Source organism: Streptomyces sp. NPDC041191 (assembly GCF_055591945.1).
The window spans coordinates 291,460-310,082 of record NZ_JBVIZC010000005.1 but is presented as its reverse complement, the minus strand read 5'-3'; the positions used below and the strand labels follow the sequence as shown (position 1 = coordinate 310,082).

Below are 18,623 nucleotides of genomic sequence, written 5' to 3'. Positions count from 1 at the left end.
CGGTACGGTGTGTCACCTTTTGTGATCATGAGGGGGGTGTTCCGGGGGCGCGGCGGCTCCCGCCGCCCGGCGGTCCGCGCCGGAACGCGAAGAAGGCCCTGATCCATGTCTCCATGGATCAGGGCCTTCCCCTGAAAGGGTGAGTAACGGGACTCGAACCCGCGACATCCTGGACCACAACCAGGTGCTCTACCATCTGAGCTATACCCACCACGCCCGGCGGTTTTCCCGAAGGTTTCCCCGACCGGCCGAGAAGAAGTCTACAGGGTTCCGGAGGGTGCTCGCGCCCACGTTTCCCGGAGGGGTCCGCGCGGGCGCGAGCGGGCGGTCATTCGGCGGACAGGACGTGGCGGGCGGCGATCCGCTTGGCGGTGTCCGAGTCGGGGCCGGGCTGCGGCACGAAGACCGCCTCGCGGTAGTAGCGCAGTTCCGCGATGGACTCGCGGATGTCGGCGAGCGCCCGGTGGTTGCCGCTCTTCTCCGGACTGTTGAAGTACGCCCTCGGGTACCAGCGGCGGGCCAGCTCCTTGACCGAGGAGACATCGACGATCCGGTAGTGCAGGTGGCCTTCCAGGGCGGGCATGTCGCGGGCGAGGAAGCCCCGGTCCGTGGAGACCGAGTTCCCGCACAGCGGCGCCTTGCCGGGCTCCTTGACGTGCTCGCGGACGTACGCGAGGACCTGGGCCTCCGCGTCGGCGAGCGTGGTGCCGCCGGGCAGCTCGTCGAGCAGCCCCGAGGCCGTGTGCATCTGGCGCACGATCTCCGGCATGGTCTCCAGGGCGGCGTCCGGCGGGCGGATCACGATGTCCACCCCGTCGCCGAGCACGTTCAGTTCCGAGTCGGTGACCAGCGCGGCCACCTCGATGAGTGCGTCGTCCGTCAGCGAGAGCCCGGTCATCTCGCAGTCGATCCACACCATGCGGTCGTTCATGCGTCCACCTTAGGGGCTTCCCGGGGGCTCTTCCCGTGCGAACGGGGGCGGCGGGCGCCCGGGGGAGGTGTCCCCCCGGGCGCCCGCCGCCCCCGCGGTGCGCGGCTCGTGACCGCGCGGGTCCTCGTTACGGAGCGCTGCGCTGGCCCGGGAGCGAGGCGCGCCCGGGGGCGTAGGCGTCGGCTCCCGGCTTCCCCTGCTCCTGCGGGGCCGGGCGCCGGACGCCGGCCGGGACCTGGGCGGGCACGACCGGATCGAGCACCGCCGTGCCGATGTCGCCCTGCGGCCGGCGGGCGCGGTACGCCGCCCGGTAGGCCGCCGGGGAGGAGCCGAGCTGGCGCCGGAAGTGGCCGCGCAGCGCCACGGGGGAGCGGAAGCCGCACCGGCCCGCCACCTCGTCCACCGAGTAGTCGGAGGTTTCGAGGAGCCGCTGCGCCTGGAGCACCCGCTGGGTGATCAGCCACTGGAGCGGGGCCGAGCCCGTGAGCGAGCGGAACCGGCGGTCGAAGGTCCGCCGCGACATGTAGGCGCGCGCGGCCAGGGTCTCCACGTCGAACTGCTCGTGGAGGTGCTCCAGGGCCCAGGCGACGACCTCGGCCAGCGGGTCGGCGCCGATCTCCTCGGGTAAAGACCTGTCGAGGTAGCGCTCCTGACCGCCGCTGCGCCGCGGCGGGACGACCAGCCGGCGCGCGAGCGCGCCCGCGGCCTCGGTGCCGTGGTCGGTCCGCACGATGTGCAGGCACAGGTCGATTCCGGCCGCGGTGCCGGCGGAGGTCAGGACGTCCCCGTCGTCCACGAAGAGCTCCCGGGGGTCCACGTGGACCGACGGGTAGCGCTTGGCGAGCGTCGGCGCGTACATCCAGTGCGTGGTCGCCGGCCGGCCGTCGAGCAGTCCGGCCGCCGCGAGGACGAACGCCCCGGTGCACAGCCCGACGATCCTGGCCCCCTCCTCGTGCGCGCGGCGGAGCGCGTCGAGCGCCTCCGGCGGCGGCGGCGAGGTGATCGACCGCCAGGCCGGGACGACGACGGTGCCCGCCCGGCCGATGGCCTCCAGGCCGTACGGCGCGGTGAGTTCGAGTCCGCCGGTGGTCCGCAGCGGGCCCTCCTCACCGGCGCAGACGAGCAGCCGGTAACGTGGCACTCCGGCGTCCTGGCGGTCGATGCCGAACACGGAGAGCGGGATGGAGCTCTCGAAGATGGGGCCGCCGCTGAACAACAGCACCGCGACGACTTCGCGACGGCGCCGTCCGGACAGTCTCCGTGCGGCCTCCGGTACTGCGGAGTCCTGGCTCATGACGCTAAGCCCCCCTCGGTGTTCGCGTCTCCCTGGTCGTGTCGCACCTGCACGTTTCCCCTCGGTTCTGCACGAGACCCCAGTCCTCGGTACCCATGATCGAATCTACTGCGTCCCGTGACGCCGGCGTGCCACGTTCTCGAACCGGTGGATTGTCGACAAGGCAACTTGGCGCGAAGCGATCGATCGGGAACCGTCGCCTCCGGGGCGCCGCGCCGTGTCGGCCCGGGTGGCGAACGCCCCGGTCGGCGGGGGGTGCGCCCCCTCGGGGCAGGGGTTTACCCGCTACGGGCGCCGGGGTTGGCCAATCGTTACGCCAAGGACGCGCCAGGCGGTGGAAGTTGGCTGAAAACGTATGGGAGCGGGTGTGCGAGCCTGTCAACTCGCAGGGGCTCCGGACCGGCTCGGAGCCCTCCCCGGCCCCTCCCGGAGGCCCGTCGGGGCGGGTCCGGCGCCGGACGGCTGCGGACGGCGCCGGCCGGCGGCGCGGTCGCGGACGGTCTCCCCGCGGCGGGGCGGCTCCGTGGCAACGAGGAAGGGAGCGCCCCGGTCACTCCCGGCCGCACCGCCCCCGCGCCCCCTCGGGGCCCCGTCCGGTCCGCGTGCGGGCGGTCGCGGGGGGCGACCGGGCGTCTGCCGGACGTCTGCCGGACGCCTGTAGGGCACAAGCGGCATTGCCAGATCCCGAACCGCTCGTGCATGCTCCCTGGAACGCCGCGCGAGCGGTGTGCGCGCCGGACACCGCGCGGCGGCCCCTGGGCAGGAGAGGAGTGGCGCCGTACCCTTGGGGGTATCAGCAGGGGAAGACCATTCCCGGACACAGCTCCGCTCTCCCGCCGTCCCTCACCCCTTTCCCGTTCCTTCTCACGAGGACCCTCTTCGCCGAGACACCGATGGCCGGTCACGAATTCTTCGAACCCGCGGACCGCGAGCGCGTCGCCGACTCCACGGTCGACCCCCTGGCGGTAGAACAGCCACGTCACGCCTGCGACCCGGCCTTCCGGCACGGGGTCGTCGTCGGCTTCGACGGCTCCACGTCCAGTGAGCGCGCCCTCGCGTACGCCATCGGCATGGCCCGCCGCTCCGGCTCGGGCCTGATCATCGTGCACGTGGCCAACCGGCTGCCCACCACGGTGTGGGCGGGCTGCGAGCCCCCCGTCTTCGTCGACGTGCCCGACCACCGCACCGAGGTCCTGGGCCTGGAGCTGGCCTGCGCCGACTACCTCGCCGAGGTGCCGTGGATCCTGGTCGAGCGCGGCGGGGACATCTGCCACGAGCTGGAGGAGGTCGGCCGCGAGTACGCGGCCGACGCGATCGTGGTCGGCTCCACGCACGGGATCGTCGGGCGGATCTTCGGCTCGGTGGCCGGGCGCCTGGCGCGCCGCGCCCGCCGGCCCGTCATCGTCATCCCGTAGGCCCGTAGGCCCGTAGGCCCGTAGGCCCGTAGGCCCGTAGCCCTGGTGGTTCCGGCTGTTCCGGCCGTCCCGGGAAGCACGACGGTCCCCGTGCACGGGAGGTGTGTGCACGGGGACCGTCGTGTGTCAGGTCGGGCGGCGCCGGGGGACAGGCCCGGCGGCGGGTCCGGGGGACAGGCCCGGGGTCCCGCTACTCGACCGTGACGGACTTGGCCAGGTTGCGCGGCTTGTCGATGTCGCGGCCCATGGCGAGGGCGGTGTGGTACGCGAAGAGCTGGAGCGGGATGCCCATGAGGATCGGGTCCAGCTCGTCCTCGTTCTTCGGGACCACGATGGTGTGGTCGGCCTTCTCCTGCGGCTGGTGCGCGACCGCGAGGATGCGGCCGCTGCGGGCCTTGATCTCCTCCAGGGCGGCGCGGTTCTTCTCCAGGAGGTCGTCGTCGGGGACGATCGCGACCGTCGGCAGGGCGGGCTCGATGAGGGCGAGCGGGCCGTGCTTCAGCTCGGAGGCGGGGTACGCCTCGGCGTGGATGTAGGAGATCTCCTTGAGCTTCAGGGACGCCTCCAGGGCGACCGGGTAGCCGCGCACGCGCCCGATGAACATCATCGACTGGGCGCCCGCGTACTCCGCGGCGAGCCGCTTGATCTCGTCCTCGCCCTTGAGGATCTCCTCGATCTGGGCGGGGAGGCGGCGCAGGCCCTCGATGATCCGCTTGCCGTCGGTGACGGACAGGTCGCGGATGCGGCCGAGGTGCAGGGCGAGCAGCGCGAAGGCGGTCACCGTGTTGGTGAAGCACTTGGTGGAGACGACGCAGACCTCGGGACCGGCGTGGACGTACACGCCGCCGTCGGCCTCGCGGGCGATGGCGGAGCCGACGACGTTGACGACGCCGAGGACGCGGGCGCCCTTCCGCTTGAGCTCCTGGACGGCGGCGAGCACGTCGTAGGTCTCGCCGGACTGGGAGACGGCGATGTAGAGGGTGTCGGGGTCCACGACCGGGTTGCGGTAGCGGAACTCCGAGGCCGGCTCGGCGTCGGCGGGGATGCGGGCCATGGACTCGATGAGCCCGGCGCCGATGAGGCCGGCGTGGTACGAGGTGCCGCAGCCGAGGATCTTGATGCGGCGGATGGTGCGGGCCTCGCGCGGGTCCAGGTTCAGGCCGCCCAGGTGCACGGTGGAGAAGCGGTCGTCGATCCGGCCGCGCAGCACGCGGTCGACCGCGTCGGGCTGCTCGGAGATCTCCTTGTGCATGAAGGTGTCGTGGCCGCCCATGTCGTAGGAGGCGGCCTCCCACTCGACGGTCTCCGGGGTGGCGGTGGTGGTGGCGCCGGAGGTGGTGTACGTGCGGAAGTCGTCGGCCTTGAGGGTGGCCATCTCGCCGTCGTCCAGGGTGACGACCTGGCGGGTGTGGGCGATCAGGGCGGCGACGTCGGAGGCGACGAGCATCTCCTTCTCGCCGATGCCGAGGATGACCGGGGAGCCGTTGCGGGCGACCACGATGCGGTCGTTGAAGTCGGCGTGCATCACGGCGATGCCGTAGGTGCCCTCGATGACCTTCAGGGCCTCGCGGACCTTCTCCTCCAGGGTCTCGGCCTCGGAGCGCGCGACGAGGTGGGTGATGACCTCGGTGTCGGTCTCGGAGGCGAAGACGACGCCCTCGGCCTCCAGCTTGGCGCGCAGCTCGGCGGCGTTGTCCACGATGCCGTTGTGGACGACGGCGACCTTGTTCTCGGGGTCCATGTGCGGGTGCGAGTTGACGTCGCTGGGGGCGCCATGGGTCGCCCAGCGGGTGTGGGCGATGCCGGTGGTGCCGGTGAAGCGCTTGGGGACGCGGGCCTCCAGGTCGCGGACGCGGCCCTTGGCCTTCACCATCTTCAGGCCGCCGGCCTTCGGGCTGGTGACGACCATGCCGGCCGAGTCGTACCCGCGGTACTCCAGGCGCTGCAGGCCCTCGAGCAGCAGCGGGGCCACGTCACGCTTACCGATGTAACCGACGATTCCGCACATAAAGGTGAAACCCCTCCAAGTCAGTGGATGTACTCGGCCGTCCGGGCCGTTCCGCTCGTTCCGCGCTCAGCCGTAGACGATCCGGCGGAGCTGCCGGAGCGAGAGCTCCGGCGGGGACACGGCCCGGTGCGGCAGTTCCGCCGCGATCCGTTCGAAGATCTCGGCGTTCACGGCGCCGCCGGCCTGCAGTTCGCGGTGGCGGCGGCGGACGAACGCCTCGGTCGTCTCGTCGAAGTACGCCAGCACGTCGAGCACCACCCGGGCGGCCTCACCGCGCTGGAGCGCGGTGCTGCGGACCAGATGGTCGATGAGGTCGTCGTGCGACGGACGGCGTTCGAGCACCCGTGAATATTGGGGGGTCCTCGCCGCTTTACGCAAGATTCCTGCCCGGAATCGGGCAGGGGTGGGAAGATCACACCTCCGAAGGCGCCGGTTGGCCTAGACCTTAACTGTTGGTGAGCGGTGCGGTACGCGGAGCGCCGGTCCGGATATAAGAAGACGACAGACGCGTCGTTCACCCGAAGGGGAGCCCGCCCGTGAGACAGCGCCTGACCACTCCGCACCGAAGGACCCCGCGCCGACGGATCCCGCGCCGAAGGATTCCGCGCCTGATCGGTTCCCTCCTCCTGCTGGCGACCGCCGGCGTCGCGTGCGGCGAGGCCGCCGCCGCCGCCGCCGACGGCGGCGGCGACGGCAAGGCGGCCGGCCGGCGGGCCGCCGCCGAGCCCGAGGTCCGTCCGCTCGGCCGGATCGTCCCCGTGCCCGCCTCCGTCTCCCCCCGGGGCGAGCCCTACACGCTCACCGCCACCACCCGCATCGGGGTGGACACGCGCTCCCGGGAGTCCCAGGACCTCGGCCGCTACCTCGCCGGACTGCTCCGCCCCGCCACCGGCCTCCCGCTGCCCGTCGTGGACGACCAGGCGGCCCGGGGCGGCATCCGGCTCCGGATCAGCCCCACCGACACCGCCCTCGGCGACGAGGGCTACCGGCTCAGCTCCGCGCCCGAGGGCCTCACCGTCACCGCCCGCCGCCACGCCGGGCTCTTCCGGGGCATCCAGACCCTGCGCCAGCAGCTCCCCTCCGCCGTCGAGCGCGACAGCGTCCAGGCCGGGCCCTGGAAGGTCGCGGGCGGCACCGTCACCGACACCCCGCGCTACGCCTACCGGGGCGCCATGCTCGACGTCGCCCGCCACTTCTTCACCGTGGACGAGGTGAAGCGGTACATCGACCAGCTCGCCCTCTACAAGGTGAACACCCTCCACCTGCACCTCTCCGACGACCAGGGCTGGCGCATCGCCGTCGACTCCTGGCCCCGGCTCACCACCCACGGCGGCTCCACCGAGGTCGGCGGCGGTCCCGGCGGCTTCTACACCAAGGAGCAGTACCAGGAGATCGTCCGGTACGCCGCCTCCCGCTACCAGGAGGTGATCCCGGAGATCGACATGCCGGGCCACACCAACGCGGCCCTCTCCTCCTACGCCGAACTCAACTGCGACGGCGTCGCCCCGCCCCTCTACACCGGCACCAAGGTCGGCTTCAGCTCCCTGTGCGTGCCCAAGGACGTCACGTACGACTTCGTGGACGACGTGGTCCGGGAGATCGCCGCCCTCACCCCCGGCCGCTACCTCCACATCGGCGGCGACGAGGCCCACTCCACCAGCCACGCCGACTACGTGGCCTTCATGGACCGGGTGCAGCCGGTCGTCGCCAGGTACGGCAAGACCGTCGTCGGCTGGCACCAGCTCACCGGGGCGACCCCCGCGAAGGGTGCCCTCGTCCAGTACTGGGGCCTCGACCGCACCCCCGCCGCCGAGAAGGAGCGGGTCGCCGCCGCCGCGCGGAACGGCACCGGCCTGATCCTCTCGCCCGCCGACCGCACCTACCTCGACATGAAGTACACGAAGGAGACCCGCCTCGGGCTCTCCTGGGCCGGGTACGTCGAGGTCCGCAGGTCCTACGACTGGGACCCGGCCGCCTATCTGCCCGGCGTCCCCGCGAGCGCCGTCCGGGGCGTCGAGTCCCCGCTGTGGACGGAGACCCTGTCCACCACCGACGACCTGGACGTGATGGCCTTCCCGCGCCTGCCGGGCATCGCGGAACTGGGCTGGTCCCCGGCCGCGTCCCACGACTGGGAGACGTACAAGGTCCGCCTCGCGGAACAGGCGCCGCGCTTCCGGGCCCTCGGCATCGACTGGTACCGCTCACCGGAGGTCCCCTGGCCGGCCGAGTAACACGCCCACGCACGCGGAACGCCCGGCCGGGGCTTCCCGGCCGGGCGTTCCGCGTGGTGCGGCGGGTCCGTCAGCGGACGCCGAACCCCCCGCGCCCGACGCCCTCCACGAAGGCCGCGAAGGCGGTGGCGCCCAGGTCCAGGACGGGTCCGTCCGCGACCTTGGAGTCACGGACGGGGACGGTGCCGCGCGAGGGGACGAGGTTGACGGCGACCTCGACGCACTGGCCGCCGTTGTTGCTGTACGAGGACGTGAACCAGTGGGGGGTCTCGTCGGTCGTCATGGGCGTCCTTTCGGTCGGCGGGGCCGCCCGGCGATCAGACGGCGCCGAACTCTCCGGTCCTGACGCTTCCCACGAAAGCGGAGAAGGCGTCGGCGCGGAAGCCCAGAACCGGCCCGTCCACGACCTTGGAGTCACGGACGGGGACGGTGCCGCGCGAGGGGACGAGGTTGACGGCGACCTCGACGCACGCGCCGCCGTTGTTGCTGTAGGAGGACTTGAACCACTGGGGGGATGCGGTCGTCACGAGGTGCCCTTTCGCGCTTCTTGGATCATGGCCACGGATTCCGCCTGGGAGAGCGATGCGGCCTGAAGCTGATGGTAGGCCGTCAACATGGGGACCACGGACGTCATTTCACGGTCGAAGTGCCCCTGCGTCTGCGACTCGGCGTAGCACACCACCGATCGGTCGGTAAGCGTGAGCAGGTAGGACGGGAGGTCGAACGTGCGACGCTCTCCTATGGCATACGGAGCGATCTGGAGTAGGGCGTTGGCGCGGTCCGCGAACTCGACGAGCCGTTCCAGTTGGGCGTCCATCACCTTGTGCCCTCCAACGGGCCGCCGGATGCAACTCTCGTCCATCACCACGAAGACCATGGGCGGTTGAGCGCGCTCCAGTGCCGCTTGGCGTGCGGCCACGACCGCCACCCGCTCGTCGGCCTGCTCCGGAGTAATGGACCCCCGCTTCACGGCACTGTTCGCCAGGACGCGCGCGTACTCCGGGGTCTGCAGCAGGCCCGGGACGATGCCGATCTCGAACAGCCGGATCTCCACCGCCCGGCCCTCGTACCCCACGTACTCCGGGAACCCCTCCAGCAGCACGCCGTGCCGCATCTCGCGCCACTCGCGCTCGAACGACTCCTTGCTCCCGACCAGGCCGAAGACCTGGTCGGCGCGGCGTGAGAACGGCAGGGTCGGCGGTTTACGGCCGGTTTCCACGGCGGAGATGTGCTGACTGGAGCACCCCATGGGTCCGGCCAGGTCCTCCTGGGTCCAGACCCGTTCCTCGCGCAGCCTGCGCAGATGGGCCCCGTAGGCCGCCTGCGGGCTGGACTCCGGCCGCAACTCCTTGCGATTGACCACGACTTGTCCTTCGGGGCTGCCTAGTTGAAGAGGAGGCCGACTCTAGTCCACGCTGGGCACCCCTGGTAGTGGATTCACTACGGAGAGGAGCGAACGTGCCCGTGCAGGACGTCCCCCCACCCCCCGACCCGTCCCCGCCCTTCCCCTCCACCGGCGCCTTCGTGGCCGACGCCGGCAGAGGAACGGTCCGCCTCGGCGAGGTCACCCGCAGGGAGGACGGGCGGGTGTACGTACGTCCGCCGGGTGGCGGGGCCGAGTGGGCCGCGACGCCCGAGGACCTGCGGGCGCCGACCGAGGGGGAGTGGGCGAGCATCCGCATCCTCACCACGCGCGTGCCCCCGGTCGTGCTCTCCGCCGACCACGGCCTCCGCCCCCGGCCGGAACCGGCCCCGGGGTGCACGCCCTGCGCGCACCTGGCGAGCTGGTTCGACCACTACATGCGGCGGGGACCGCAGCACGACGAGTCGGCGGCCGTGGACTGCGTGGTGGAGATCCGCAACCACCCGCACGACCCGCCGAAGATGACGCTCAGGGACTCCGCGCCGCCGGAGGGGCGGCCGTGAGCGCGCCGGCGCCCGGGGCGGCCGTGGAGGCGGCGCCCCCGACGCGCCGGATCGGGCCGCACCCGCGCGGCGAGACCGTCGCCACGGCCCACTGCCTGGACGGCGGGTGCGGCTGGGGGACGCCGCCCACGGCCGTGCCGCCGGGCGTGAACGTCGAGTGCCTGGCGCACGCGACGGCGACCGGGCACGACACCTTCGCCGTGACGGTCGAGTACGTGGCCCTGGTGACGGACGCGGGCGGCGCGGGGTGGGACCCGGACGCGGCGGTGTGACCGGGCGCGGGCGGCGCGGGACGGGGACCCGGACACGGCGGTGTGACCGGGCGCGGGCGGCGCGGGACGGGGCCCCGAACGCCTGCGGCCGCCCACCACCCCGGTCGAGGGGCGGCGGACGGCCGCGGGGAGTCCGGGCGCCCGGGTGGCCGGGGCCTCCAGGGCTTCCGGGACCGGGGCCGGGTCAGCCCGGCAGGCCCAGCTCCCGCGCGATCAGCATCCGCTGGACCTCGCTGGTGCCCTCGCCGATCTCCAGGATCTTCGAGTCGCGCCACATCCGGGCCACCGGATACTCGTTCATGAAGCCGTAGCCGCCGTGGATCTGGGTCGCCTCGCGGGCGTTGTCCACCGCCACCGTGGAGGAGTACAGCTTCGCGATGGCCGCCTCCTTCTTGAACGGCTCGCCCAGGACCAGGCGCGAGGCCGCGTCCCGCCAGCCGATCCGGGCCATGTGCGCCCGGGTCTCCATGTCCGCGATCTTGAACTGGATGGCCTGGTTGTCCCCGATCGGGCGGCCGAAGGCGTGACGTTCCTTCGCGTACTTCACGGACTCGTCCACGCAGCCCTGCGCGAGGCCCGTCGCGAGCGCCGCGATGGCGACCCGGCCCTCGTCCAGGATGCGGAGGAACTGCGCGTACCCCCGGCCCTCCTGGCCCAGCAGGTTCTCCACCGGGACCCGGACGTCGTCGAAGGACAGCTCGCGGGTGTCCGAGGCGTTCCAGCCGACCTTGGAGTACGGGGCGGCGACGGTGAAGCCGGGGGTGCCGGACGGGACGATGATCGAGGAGATCAGCGGGCGGCCGTCGGGCTTGCGGCCGGTGACCGCCGTGACCGTCACCAGGCCGGTGATGTCCGTACCCGAATTGGTGATGAAACACTTGGACCCGTTGATGACCCAGTGGTCGCCGTCGCGCACGGCCGTCGTCCGGGTGCCGCCCGCGTCCGAGCCCGCGCCCGGCTCGGTCAGGCCGAACGCGCCCAGGAGTTCCCCGGTGCACAGCCTCGGCAGCCACTCCCGCTTCTGCTCCTCGGTGCCGAACAGGTACAGGGGCATCGCGCCCAGCGAGACGCCCGCCTCCAGGGTGATGGCCACCGAGGAGTCGACCCGGGCCAGCTCCTCCAGGGCGATCCCGAGGGCCAGGTAGTCGCCGCCCATGCCGCCGTACTCCTCGGGGAACGGCAGCCCGAAGAGGCCCATGCGGCCCATCTCGCGGACGATCTCGTACGGGAACTCGTGCCGCTCGTAGTAGTCGCCGATCTTCGGCGCGATCACGTCGTGGGCGAACGCCTCGACGGTGCGGCGGAGTTCCTGGTGCTCGGCGGAGAGCCGGTGATCGAGGGACATGGCTGTCGTCACTCCTGGTGGGAGAGGGCGCGGACGGTGCGGGACGGGCTGGGTCGGCCCAGTTGTCCGGCCATCCACACGCTCGTGGCGGTGAGGGCGGCCAGATCGACCCCGGTCTCGATGCCGAGACCGTCGAGCATCCACACGAGGTCCTCGGTGGCGAGGTTGCCGGTCGCGCTCTTCGCGTACGGGCAGCCGCCGAGGCCGCCGGCGGAGGCGTCGACCGTGGTCACCCCGTGCCGCAGCGCGGCCAGGGTGTTGGACAGGGCCTGTCCGTAGGTGTCGTGGAAGTGCACGGCGAGGCGGGAGGTGGGGACGCCCGTCTCGTTCAGCGCGGTGAGCAGGGCCTCGACGTGCCCCGGAGTCGCCACGCCGATCGTGTCGCCCAGGCTCAGCTCGTCGCAGCCCATGTCGGCGAGCGCCCTGGCGACCCGGACGACCTGCCCCACCGGGACGGGCCCCTCCCAGGGGTCCCCGAAGCACATCGACAGGTAGCCGCGGACCTTCAGACCGGCCTCCACGGCCCGGACGACGACCGGCGCGAAGAGGGCGAGGGACTCGTCCACGGTCCGGTTCAGGTTGGCCTTCGCGAAGGACTCGGTGGCCGAGGCGAAGACGGCGATCTCCCGGGCGCCGAGCGCGAGGGCCCGGTCCAGGCCGCGCTCGTTCGGGACCAGGACCGGGAGGCGGACCGGGAGGTCGCGGACGAGCGGGAACAGCTCCTCGGCGTCGGCGAGCTGGGGCACCCACTCGGGGTGCACGAAGCTGGTCGCCTCCACCGTGTCCAGGCCGGCGGCGGCGAGCCGGCGGACGAACTCCGCCTTCACCTCCGTCGGCACGGCCGTCCTCTCGTTCTGGAGGCCGTCCCGGGCCCCGACCTCGTGGACGCGGACCCGGGCGGGGAGCCCGGCGGAGGGGACGGTCATGGGCAGACCGGTGGTCACGCTTCCTCCCGGGGGGCGACGACGGCGAGCACCTGGTCCATGGCGACGGCGGTGCCGGGCGTGACGTCCAGTTCGGTGACGGTGCCGGCGTGCGGGGCGGAGATGACGTGCTCCATCTTCATCGCCTCCACCACCAGCAGGCTCTGCCCGGCCTCCACCTCGTCCCCGACGGCCACCTTCACCACGGTCACGGTGCCGGGCATCGGCGCGGCCAGCGTGTCGGCCCCGCCGTGCCGGGCGCCGGAGAGCGCGGCCTCGACGGGGTCGTGGTCGAGGACGTGCCAGGAGTCGCCGTCGCGTCCGAGCCAGGCGCCGGCCCGGTGGAAGGTGTGGGAGACCCCGTCCACGACGACCGTCACCGAACCGTCCGTGACCCGGGCGCCGGGCGGCGCCCCGACCGTGACGGGTTCCGCGCCCGGTACGCGTACGGGGAAGGCGAGCGGGACCGGAGCGCCGCCCAGGCGCCAGCCGTTCGGCACCGAGAAGGGGTCCGTCCAGCCGTCCCGGGGCGCCGGGTCCAGCTCCGCGAGCCGTACGGCCGCCGCCGCCGCGTACACCTCCTCCGGTACCTCCTTCGGGACGAGCCCCTCCGCCTCGCGCTCCACCAGGCCCGTGTCCAGGGCGCCGGAGACGACGTCCGGGTGGGCCAGGAGGCGGCGCAGGAAGCCCGCGTTCGTCGGGACGCCGAGGGTCACCGTCTCCGCGAGGGCCGCGCGCAGACGGCGCAGGGCCGTCGGGCGGTCCGGGGCGTGCACGACGACCTTCGCCAGCATCGGGTCGTACAGGCTGCCGACCTCCGTGCCCTCGCTCAGGCCCGAGTCCGTGCGGACGCCGTTCCCCCGCGGCTCGCGCAGCGACAGGACCGTGCCGCCCGACGGCAGGAAGCCCCGGGCCGGGTCCTCGGCGCAGAGGCGGGCCTCGATCGCCCAGCCGTCCAGGCGGACGTCCTCCTGCGCGAAGGACAGCGGCTCGCCCGCCGCCACCCGCAGCTGCCACTCCACCAGGTCCAGGCCCGTGACCAGCTCCGTCACCGGGTGCTCGACCTGGAGCCGGGTGTTCATCTCCATGAAGTAGTACTGGGAGGGGTCGCCGCCCGGGACGATGAACTCGACCGTGCCCGCGCCCACGTAGCCGCAGGACCGGGCCGCCTCCACCGCCGCCGCGCCCATCGCCGCCCGGATCTCCGGGGTCAGCAGGACGCTCGGCGCCTCCTCGACGATCTTCTGGTGGCGGCGCTGGAGCGAGCACTCGCGCTCCCCGAGGTGCACCACGTTCCCGTGGGCGTCCGCGAGGACCTGGATCTCGATGTGCCGGGGCCGGTCGATCCACCGCTCCACCAGGAGCGTGTCGTCGCCGAAGGAGGAGCGGGCCTCGCGCCGGGCCGCCGCGATCTCCTCGTCCAGGACCGCCAGGTCCCGCACGAGCCGCATGCCCTTGCCGCCGCCGCCCGCGCTCGGCTTGAGCAGCACGGGCGCGCCCAGCTCCCGGGCCGCGTCGGCCAGCCCGGGGCCGGAGGCGCCCGGGACGACGGGGACGCCCGCCGCCGCCACGGTCTCCTTCGCCCGGATCTTGTCGCCCATCAGGGCGATCGCCCCGGCGGGCGGACCGATGAAGACGAGCCCCGCCTCCGCGCAGGCCCGTGCGAACTCCGCGTTCTCCGCGAGGAAGCCGTACCCGGGGTGGACGGCCCGCGCGCCGGTGCGGCGGGCGGCCTCGATCAGGGCGGGCACGGACAGGTACGACTCGGAGGCCGGCGGCGGGCCGATCCGCACCGCCGTGTCCGCCTCCCGCACGTGCCGGGCGCCGGCGTCCGCGTCGCTGTACACGGCCACCGAGCGCACGCCGAGCTCCCGCAGGGTGCGGATGACGCGGACCGCGATCTCGCCCCGGTTGGCGACGAGGACGGTGTCGAACATGGACGGCATCTCCTGGGATCCCCTCACGCTCTCCTGGGCTCCCCTCACATCCGTGGACTGCATCTCCTGGGGCCCTCTCACATCCGGAAGACGCCGAACCGGGGCTCCCCCAGCGGCGCGTTGGCACAGGCGGTCAGGGCGAGTCCGAGGACCTGCCGGGTCTCCAGCGGGTCGATGACCCCGTCGTCCCAGAGCCGGGCGGTCGCGTAGTAGGCGTTGCCCTGGGTCTCGTACTGCTCGCGGATCGGGGCCTTGAACGCCTCTTCCTCCTCCGCGCTCCACCCGTCCCCGAGCTGGTCGCGCTTGACGGTCGCGAGGACCGAGGCGGCCTGCTCGCCGCCCATGACGGAGATCTTGGCGTTGGGCCACATCCACAGGAAGCGGGGGGAGTACGCCCGGCCGCACATCGAGTAGTTGCCCGCGCCGTACGAACCGCCGACGACCACGGTCAGCTTCGGCACCCGGGTGGTGGCCACGGCCGTGACCATCTTGGCGCCGTGCTTGGCGATGCCGCCGTGCTCGTACGCCTTGCCGACCATGAAGCCGGTGATGTTCTGGAGGAAGACCAGCGGGATGCCGCGCTGGTCGCACAGCTCGATGAAGTGCGCGCCCTTCTGCGCGGACTCCGCGAACAGGATGCCGTTGTTGGCGACGATCCCGACCGGGTGGCCGTGGATCCGGGCGAAGCCGGTGACCAGGGTCTGCCCGTACTCGGCCTTGAACTCCTGGAAGCGGGAGCCGTCCACCACCCGGGCGATCACCTCGCGCACGTCGTACGGGGTGCGGGAGTCGACCGGGACCGCGCCGTAGAGGCCGTACGGGTCCACCTTCGGCTCCTCGGCCGGCTCGACCGACCAGGGGAGCGGGCCGCGCTCCGGGAGCGTGGCCACGATGTTCCGGACGATCCGCAGGGCGTGGGCGTCGTCCTCCGCGAGGTGGTCCGTGACGCCGGAGATCCGCGAGTGGACCTCGCCGCCGCCCAGCTCCTCGGCCGTGACGACCTCGCCGGTCGCGGCCTTCACCAGCGGCGGGCCGCCGAGGAAGATCGTGCCCTGGTTCCGCACGATCACGGCCTCGTCGCTCATCGCGGGCACGTACGCGCCGCCCGCCGTGCACGAGCCGAGGACGGCCGCGATCTGCGGGATTCCCGCGCCGGACATCCGGGCCTGGTTGTAGAAGATGCGGCCGAAGTGCTCCCGGTCGGGGAAGACCTCGTCCTGCAGGGGCAGGAAGGCGCCGCCGGAGTCCACCAGGTAGAGGCAGGGGAGACGGTTCTCCAGGGCCACCTCCTGGGCCCGCAGGTGCTTCTTCACCGTCATCGGGTAGTACGTGCCGCCCTTGACGGTGGCGTCGTTGGCGACGATCACGCACTCGCGGCCGGAGACCCGGCCGATGCCCGCGATGACGCCGGCGGCCGGGGCCTGGTCGCCGTACATGCCGTTCGCCGCGAGCGGGGCCAGCTCCAGGAACGGCGAGCCCGGGTCGAGGAGGGTGTCCACCCGGTCCCGGGGCAGCAGCTTGCCGCGTGCGGTGTGCCGGGCCCGGGACTTCTCACCCCCGCCCAGCGCGGCCGCCGCGAGCTTGGCGCGCAGCGTCGCGACCAGCTCGTGGTGCGCGGCCTCGTTCGCCCGCCAGGCCGGCGAGGCGGGGTCCGCCGCACTCGACAGCACGGGTGCCTGCTGCATCGACCGATCTCCCTTGTCCGGTTAACGGGCCGCCCGGTTAGTGAGCGTTAACGTCTGGCGCACAGGTTAACGACCGCTAACCGGCTTGTCTAGGATGGTGTCCATGGCCACGACTACGACCGCCGGCGTCAGGACCGACGCCCCCACGCGGCGCGAGCAGATCCTCAAGGAGGCTGCCCGTCTCTTCGCCGAGCGCGGGTTCCACGGCGTGGGCGTGGACGAGATAGGGGCCGCCGTCGGCATCAGCGGCCCCGGGCTCTACCGGCACTTCCCCGGCAAGGACGCGATGCTCGCCGAACTGCTCGTCGGCATCAGCGAGCGGCTCCTCGACGGCGGCCGGCTGCGGGTGGGGGAGGCGGGCGGCGACCCGGGGGCCCTGCTCGGGTCCCTCATCGACGGGCACATCGACTTCGCCCTCGACGACCGGCCGCTGATCATCCTCCACGACCGGGAGCTGGACCGGCTCAGGGACGAGGACCGCAAGCGGGTGCGCAAGCTCCAGCGGCAGTACGCGGAGCTGTGGGTGACGGCGGTGCGGGAGCTGTACCCGGACGTCTCCGAGGGCGAGGCCCGTACGGCGGTCCACGCGGTCTTCGGGCTCCTGAACTCCACCCCGCACCTGGCGGCGGCCGGCCGCCGGCCCGTGGAGGAACTGCTGCGGCGGCTGGCGCACGGGGCCTTCGGGGCACTGGCGGGCTGAGGGGGAGGACGGTCGGGGGCCGAGGGCCCGGGGCCGGGCGGTCCGGGGGCCGGTGGTTCGGGGGCCGGGCGGTCCGGGGGCCGGTGGTTCGGGGGCCGGGCGGTCCGGGAGCCGGGAGTTCGGCGGCCCGGCCTTCCGGTGATCCGGTCGTCCGGCACGCCGGGGCCTCCGACCGGCAGAATGAGCCCCATGCCGATACTCAGCCGTGAAGCCCTCGTCGAGCACCTCGTCCGCACCCGGATCGCGGGAGACGTCGCCACCCCGCGCGACAACAACCTCTCCCACTACCGGAAACTCGCCAACGGCGACCGGCACTACTGGCTCGGCCTGGAGCTGGGCGACCGCTGGACCGACGAGCAGGACGTGCTCGCCGTGATGGCCGAGCGGTGCGGCGTCGTGGACGACCCCGCCCACCGCAGCGGCCAGGACACCATCGACCCCGAGCTGACCGTGGACGCCCTCGACCGGATGGCCGCCCGGCTGCGCAAGGCCGCCGAGGGAGGCGAGCGGGTCCTCTTCGCGACCGGCCACCCCGGCTCCCTCATCGACGTCCACAGCCGGGTCGCGTCGGCCCTGCGCGCCCGGGGCTGCGACGTCGTCCGCATCCCCGGCGGCCTGACCGCGGACGAGGGGTACGTCGTGCAGTTCGCGGACGTCGCCGTCTTCGAACGGGGCGCCAGCCTCTGGCACACCCACTCCCCGGAGCCGATGAACGCGATCCTGGACGGCCTGGAGGTCCTGGGCGAGCCCGCGCCCGACCTGGTGGTCGCGGACCACGGCTGGGCCGGGCGCGCGGGCCAGCGCGGCATCGACTCCCTCGGCTACGCGGACTGCAACGACCCCGCCCTCTTCCTGGGCGAGGCCGAGGGCACGATGCAGGTCACGATCCCCCTCGACGACCACGTCGTGGACCCCCGCTCCTACGAGCCGCTGACCGCGTACCTGCTCCACACGGCCGGCCTGGACTGACGGCGGCGCGCCGGGTTCAGCGGACCGCCCGGCGCTCCCCCCGACCGGGCGTCGGGTCCAGGTAGACCCGGCGGACGGCGGGCACGCGCGCGCGGAGCCGGTGCTCGGCCTCCTCGCAGGCCCGCTCGACCTCCTCGGCCGGGACGCCGTCCCGGAAGTCGATCTTCGCGGCGACCAGGACCTCGCCCGGCCCCTGGATGAGGGTCAGCAGGTCCACGACGTCCGCGACCTGCGGGACGGACAGCAGCTCCTCGCGCACCGCGTCCCGCATCTCCTCCGGCAGCGGGCGGCCGACGAGGAGTTCGGCGTTGGAGCGCCCGAGGACCCAGGCCACGTACACCAGCAGGAGGCCGATGAGGATCGAGGCGACGCCGTCCCAGACGCCGGAACCGGTCAGCTGCCCGCCGAGCAGGCCGCCCGCCGCCAGCAGCAGTCCGGCGAGGGCGGCCGAGTCCTCCATGACGACGGCCTTCACGGTGGTGTCGGGGGTGTGCCGCAGATAGGTGAGGAAGGGCGTCCCCCGCTCCTTCGCCTCGGCCGCGACCTGCCTGATCCCGGTCCGCAGCGAGAAGCCCTCCAGGAGGAAGGCGACCGCGAGGACGATGTACGAGACGAGCGGATCGCCCAGCTCCTCGCCCTGGGTGAGGGTGTGGACCCCGTCGTACACGGAGAAGACCGCGCCGCCGACGAAGGTCGCGACGGCCGCCAGCATCGCCCAGACGTACCGCTCGCCCGCGTACCCGACCGGATGGTCCTCGTCGGCCGGTTTCCCGCTCCGTCTGAGCGCCGTGAGCAGCATGACCTCGGTGACGGTGTCCGCGAGCGAGTGGGCCGCCTCCGACATCATCGCGCTCGATCCGCTGACGAGACCCGCCACGGCCTTGGCGACGGCGATCCCGAGGTTCGCCGCCGCCGCCACGATCACGGTGAAGGTGCTCTCGCCGCCCGAGCCGTTCTTCCTGTCGTTCTTCGCCACGGTCGGAACGT

Annotated in this window: 18 protein-coding genes and 1 tRNA gene; 6 read left to right on the top strand and 13 right to left on the bottom strand. The window is 73.0% G+C overall.

Annotation, left to right across the window (positions count from 1 at the left end; all coding sequences use genetic code 11):
* Window positions 1-138: 138 nt before the first annotated feature.
* The 3 genes from ACZ6AQ_RS12545 to ACZ6AQ_RS12535 form a co-directional block, all read right to left on the bottom strand.
* Window positions 139-211 (bottom strand) — tRNA-His (locus ACZ6AQ_RS12545).
* Between the two features lie 117 nt (window positions 212-328).
* Complete coding sequence (orn, locus tag ACZ6AQ_RS12540) at window positions 329-931, bottom strand: oligoribonuclease (protein ID WP_388690233.1); 603 nt, start codon at window positions 929-931, stop codon at window positions 329-331.
* A 127-nt stretch (window positions 932-1,058) separates the two neighbouring features.
* Window positions 1,059-2,225, bottom strand: a complete 1,167-nt coding sequence (locus tag ACZ6AQ_RS12535) for a helix-turn-helix domain-containing protein (RefSeq protein ID WP_468759597.1) — start codon at window positions 2,223-2,225, stop codon at window positions 1,059-1,061.
* Window positions 2,226-3,118: 893 nt separating this feature from the next.
* On the opposite strand from ACZ6AQ_RS12535, the gene ACZ6AQ_RS12530 reads away from it, so the two are divergent.
* Window positions 3,119-3,640 (top strand): universal stress protein, encoded by a 522-nt coding sequence (locus ACZ6AQ_RS12530; protein ID WP_468759595.1) that lies wholly within the window; start codon window positions 3,119-3,121, stop codon window positions 3,638-3,640.
* 190 nt (window positions 3,641-3,830) lie between these two features.
* On the opposite strand, the gene glmS is transcribed toward ACZ6AQ_RS12530, so the two are convergent.
* Complete coding sequence (glmS, locus tag ACZ6AQ_RS12525) at window positions 3,831-5,648, bottom strand: glutamine--fructose-6-phosphate transaminase (isomerizing) (protein ID WP_388692898.1); 1,818 nt, start codon at window positions 5,646-5,648, stop codon at window positions 3,831-3,833.
* A gap of 66 nt (window positions 5,649-5,714) precedes the next feature.
* On the bottom strand, window positions 5,715-5,990 hold the full coding sequence (locus tag ACZ6AQ_RS12520; protein ID WP_388692900.1) for a hypothetical protein: 276 nt from the start codon (window positions 5,988-5,990) through the stop codon (window positions 5,715-5,717).
* 194 nt (window positions 5,991-6,184) lie between these two features.
* Here ACZ6AQ_RS12520 and ACZ6AQ_RS12515 point away from each other — a divergent pair, with 194 nt between their 5' ends.
* Window positions 6,185-7,879: a beta-N-acetylhexosaminidase gene (locus ACZ6AQ_RS12515; protein ID WP_468759594.1), complete on the top strand. Its 1,695-nt coding sequence runs from the start codon at window positions 6,185-6,187 to the stop codon at window positions 7,877-7,879.
* Window positions 7,880-7,949: 70 nt separating this feature from the next.
* Here the strand turns inward: ACZ6AQ_RS12515 and ACZ6AQ_RS12510 are convergent, their stop codons facing one another.
* From ACZ6AQ_RS12510 to ACZ6AQ_RS12500, 3 genes are read right to left on the bottom strand one after another with little or no spacing between them, the layout of a single operon-like run.
* Window positions 7,950-8,162: a DUF397 domain-containing protein gene (locus tag ACZ6AQ_RS12510; protein WP_468759593.1), complete on the bottom strand. Its 213-nt coding sequence runs from the start codon at window positions 8,160-8,162 to the stop codon at window positions 7,950-7,952.
* A gap of 34 nt (window positions 8,163-8,196) precedes the next feature.
* Window positions 8,197-8,406 carry a DUF397 domain-containing protein gene (locus ACZ6AQ_RS12505; RefSeq protein ID WP_468759592.1) on the bottom strand — a complete coding sequence of 70 codons (210 nt, stop codon included), beginning with the start codon at window positions 8,404-8,406 and terminating at the stop codon, window positions 8,197-8,199.
* The gene (locus tag ACZ6AQ_RS12500) at window positions 8,403-9,242 is read right to left on the bottom strand and encodes a helix-turn-helix domain-containing protein (protein ID WP_468759591.1); all 840 of its coding nucleotides are present in this window, start codon (window positions 9,240-9,242) and stop codon (window positions 8,403-8,405) included. The genes ACZ6AQ_RS12505 and ACZ6AQ_RS12500 overlap by 4 nt, the downstream gene beginning before the upstream one ends.
* 95 nt (window positions 9,243-9,337) lie before the next feature.
* Here ACZ6AQ_RS12500 and ACZ6AQ_RS12495 point away from each other — a divergent pair, with 95 nt between their 5' ends.
* Window positions 9,338-9,805, top strand: coding sequence for a hypothetical protein (locus tag ACZ6AQ_RS12495; protein ID WP_468759589.1), 468 nt, complete (start codon window positions 9,338-9,340; stop codon window positions 9,803-9,805).
* Window positions 9,802-10,077 carry a hypothetical protein gene (locus ACZ6AQ_RS12490; RefSeq protein ID WP_468759587.1) on the top strand — a complete coding sequence of 92 codons (276 nt, stop codon included), beginning with the start codon at window positions 9,802-9,804 and terminating at the stop codon, window positions 10,075-10,077. Before ACZ6AQ_RS12495 ends, ACZ6AQ_RS12490 begins: the two co-directional genes overlap by 4 nt.
* Window positions 10,078-10,261: 184 nt before the next feature.
* Here ACZ6AQ_RS12490 and ACZ6AQ_RS12485 read toward each other — a convergent pair whose 3' ends face one another.
* The 4 genes from ACZ6AQ_RS12485 to ACZ6AQ_RS12470 form a co-directional block, all read right to left on the bottom strand.
* Window positions 10,262-11,422 carry an acyl-CoA dehydrogenase family protein gene (locus ACZ6AQ_RS12485; protein WP_468759585.1) on the bottom strand — a complete coding sequence of 387 codons (1,161 nt, stop codon included), beginning with the start codon at window positions 11,420-11,422 and terminating at the stop codon, window positions 10,262-10,264.
* 8 nt (window positions 11,423-11,430) lie between these two features.
* Window positions 11,431-12,348, bottom strand: coding sequence for a hydroxymethylglutaryl-CoA lyase (locus ACZ6AQ_RS12480; protein ID WP_468759825.1), 918 nt, complete (start codon window positions 12,346-12,348; stop codon window positions 11,431-11,433).
* 14 nt (window positions 12,349-12,362) lie between these two features.
* Window positions 12,363-14,291 (bottom strand): acetyl/propionyl/methylcrotonyl-CoA carboxylase subunit alpha, encoded by a 1,929-nt coding sequence (locus ACZ6AQ_RS12475; protein WP_468759823.1) that lies wholly within the window; start codon window positions 14,289-14,291, stop codon window positions 12,363-12,365.
* Between the two features lie 68 nt (window positions 14,292-14,359).
* Window positions 14,360-15,967, bottom strand: a complete 1,608-nt coding sequence (locus tag ACZ6AQ_RS12470) for a carboxyl transferase domain-containing protein (RefSeq protein ID WP_468759583.1) — start codon at window positions 15,965-15,967, stop codon at window positions 14,360-14,362.
* A gap of 103 nt (window positions 15,968-16,070) precedes the next feature.
* Here ACZ6AQ_RS12470 and ACZ6AQ_RS12465 point away from each other — a divergent pair, with 103 nt between their 5' ends.
* Window positions 16,071-16,667 (top strand): SACE_7040 family transcriptional regulator, encoded by a 597-nt coding sequence (locus ACZ6AQ_RS12465; protein ID WP_468759582.1) that lies wholly within the window; start codon window positions 16,071-16,073, stop codon window positions 16,665-16,667.
* 189 nt (window positions 16,668-16,856) lie between these two features.
* Window positions 16,857-17,636: a phosphatase gene (locus ACZ6AQ_RS12460; protein ID WP_468759581.1), complete on the top strand. Its 780-nt coding sequence runs from the start codon at window positions 16,857-16,859 to the stop codon at window positions 17,634-17,636.
* 16 nt (window positions 17,637-17,652) lie between these two features.
* Here ACZ6AQ_RS12460 and ACZ6AQ_RS12455 read toward each other — a convergent pair whose 3' ends face one another.
* A complete protein-coding gene (locus ACZ6AQ_RS12455; RefSeq protein WP_468759580.1) occupies window positions 17,653-18,612 on the bottom strand; it encodes a cation diffusion facilitator family transporter in 960 nt (319 codons plus the stop codon).
* Window positions 18,613-18,623: the final 11 nt, after the last annotated feature.